Here is a 2,981-nt window from a genome sequence, read left to right as displayed (position 1 = left end):
ATTTTTTCTTATATAATATCTACTCCTACAACTTCCAGTTCTGCTAGCTATTATTGTTTTCGCTAAAAAATTCAATAATCCTCTTATATGGCAAATTGTGTAGTAAGGACTCCCCAAAAGTTACATATTTTTTGGGGACAACCTACCACATTCCTGAAGCACAATACCATTTCCATCCACACCTTCCATCATAAAGACTATCTAAGAAGAGACAGCCTATTAGGCTGTCTCTTCTTTTTATTTGTCAAAGTGTAATGGTTTTGTAAATTATTGTATTAATATTCTGATATATACCCTCTTCTGTCATAATCGTTTTTCTATTGAATACATAAATAGCGATAGAGAAAGAAATTTCTTCAGGGGGTCATGAAATGAAAATCACCATATTTACAGACACTTACGATCCACAAGTTAACGGTGTCTCAAAGACATTGAAACGGTACGTCAATTATCTGAAAGAGAGCGGTGTGGAATACCAGCTATTCGCTCCAGAAACAGGAGAGGAAACCTTTGATGACAATACTATTCATCGATTTAATAGTCTTCCTCTCTATACTTACCCTGAATGCCGATTAGCGCTGCCTAACTTATTCACAATTCGTAAAAAGCTCGAACAGTTCCAACCTCACCTCATCCATATTGCCACACCTTTCAATATTGGACTCTCCGGACTTTTTCTTGGAAAAAAATTAGACATCCCTTTAGTTGGTTCCTACCATACTCATTTTGATCGTTACCTTCAATATTATAATCTCCCTTTTTTATCAAAATGGACATGGGGATATCTACGGTGGTTTCATCAATATTTTCAAACCACCTTTGTTCCCTCTGAGGACACGAAGAGTCAACTCCTTAACCATGGATTTACTGATTTAAAAATATGGAGCCGTGGTGTTGATTGTGAAGCTTTTCGTCCTGGATTCCAAGCTGAATGGGTAAAGCAAAGATTCTCAATAAAAGAACGCCATATCCTAACCTACGTCGGGCGACTGGCACCGGAAAAGAATCTTGAAGTATTGATGGACGTTTCTAAGCAACTGCCAACATCAATTTCCGATCAAGCTCATTGGTTGATTGTAGGTGATGGACCGCTCAAAGAAGCTCTTCAAAAGGCAGCTCCATCAAACATGACTTTTACTGGATATCAAGAAGGAAGAATGCTTACACAGATCTATGCCAGTTCCTCACTATTCATTTTTCCTTCTACTACGGAAACATTCGGTAACGTAGCGTTAGAATCTCTCGCCTGTGGTACACCTGTCATTGCATCTAGATCCGGAGGTCTACAAGAAATTATTCAAAATGAGAAGACAGGGATATTATGTACGCCTGGTTCTGCAGAAGAATTTTCATATTCAATCGCTGAATTGTTAAATGATCAAAAACGCCTTGAAAAAATGAGTACAGCTGCTCGCACTTATGCGACGACACGTTCATGGGACACTGTGTTTTCTCAACTACTCTCAGACTGCGAAGAAGTCTTGGTAAGACGAGTGGATCCTTACCCTAAATCGAATCAAGGAGCATAAATATGAAAAAGTTAGCTATTATCGGCACTGGCTATGTAGGGCTTGTCACAGGCGTTTGCTTAGCACACGTAGGGTACCACGTTACTTGTATAGACATTGATCTCGGAAGGATTAAAAAATTAAGCAATGGGCAGTGTCCAATTTATGAGCCAGAATTGGAAAAGCTTATGAAGTTGAATATGGAAAAGGGAAATCTGGAATTTACCAGCACGCTTACTAGTGGGATTCAAGAGGCAGAGGCAATTTTCATTGCAGTAGGCACACCTCAGAGGACCGACGGCAGTGCTGAATTAAAATTCATACAAAAAGCCGTCTTTGATATCGGAATGACCATCCGGCATGATTTGACTGTAATTGTTAAGAGCACCGTTCCTGTAGGCACCTGTGACATGGTGAAAAGGACTTTCGAAACCCTCCAGCCTTCGAGACAGATTCATGTTGTCTCTAACCCAGAATTTCTTCGTGAAGGTTCTGCAATTAACGATATGTTTTATGGAGACCGAATCGTGATTGGAGCTGATCATCGTGAAGCATCAATCATGGCCGAAGCTATCTATGCACCTTTTTCCGTTCCAATTTTCTGCACGGATGTACGAACAGCTGAATTGATCAAATACTCCTCTAATGCATTTCTGGCCACTAAAATCAGTTTCATAAATGAGATATCAACAATCTGCGACAAGCTAGGTGCTAACATTGAAGACGTAGCTATGGGAATGGGAATGGACAAGAGAATTGGGGAACAATTTCTTAAAGCAGGGATCGGCTATGGTGGGTCGTGTTTTCCTAAGGATACACAGGCATTAGTCCAGATGGCAGACCAGTTAAATGAAGACTTTCATTTATTGAAGTCAGTCATTCAAGTCAACCAAAAGCAACGAGGTGTTCTAGTTGAAAAAGCGGTTGAAAGATTTGGCAGCTTAAAAGGTAAACGAGTTGCCGTTTTGGGGCTTTCATTCAAGCCCGACACAGATGATCTACGCGAATCTCCTGCACTGACAATTATCGATAAGTTGTTGGCAGAAGAGGCTGACGTAGTTGCCTTTGACCCTGCTGCTCAGTACCATACAATAAACACTTTGAAAATTCCACGTGCTGAGACCATCGAAACCGCTCTTAAGGAAGCTGACTTAGCAATGATCGTTACTGAATGGAAAGAGTTTGTAAACCTTCCCCTATCCACATTCAAAAGGTGGATGAAATCTCCTGTTATATTTGATGGACGTAATTGTTATCCAATCACAAATGCTAGAAATGAAGGAATTGAGTATCACTCTATTGGACGTGCTTCCACTTTCTCTACACCAATGAATAATAAAGATTTTGCCATTAAAGAGTAGTAGATAAAAAATAAGTTCTCAAGGAAGCAGAACTTATTTTTTTATTATCAGTTTACATAATAATATTATAATCAATTATATTCCTAATATCTCCTCAATAATTTTCTTTCAA

At 39.2% G+C, this 2,981-nt stretch carries 2 protein-coding genes; both read left to right on the top strand.

From position 1 onward, the window contains the following. Positions 1–371: 371 nt before the first annotated feature. Positions 372–1,529 (top strand): glycosyltransferase family 1 protein, encoded by a 1,158-nt coding sequence (locus LD39_RS01370; RefSeq protein ID WP_035542051.1) that lies wholly within the window; start codon positions 372–374, stop codon positions 1,527–1,529. Between the two features lie 2 nt (positions 1,530–1,531). Further along, positions 1,532–2,869, top strand: coding sequence for a UDP-glucose/GDP-mannose dehydrogenase family protein (locus LD39_RS01365; RefSeq protein ID WP_035542050.1), 1,338 nt, complete (start codon positions 1,532–1,534; stop codon positions 2,867–2,869). The last annotated feature ends 112 nt before the right edge of the window (positions 2,870–2,981 follow it).

It is taken from the genome of Halobacillus sp. BBL2006 (genome assembly GCF_000786645.1).
Lineage (GTDB): Bacteria > Bacillota > Bacilli > Bacillales > Halobacillaceae > Halobacillus.
This window is presented reverse-complemented; position numbering and strand designations above follow the sequence as displayed.

Excerpts from the sequence above, each read along its gene's own strand:
- LD39_RS01365 (WP_035542050.1), top strand. The coding sequence starts at position 1,532 with ATGAAAAAGTTAGCTATTATCGGCACTGGCTATGTAGGGCTTGTCACA.
- LD39_RS01370 (WP_035542051.1), top strand. The coding sequence starts at position 372 with ATGAAAATCACCATATTTACAGACACTTACGATCCACAAGTTAACGGT.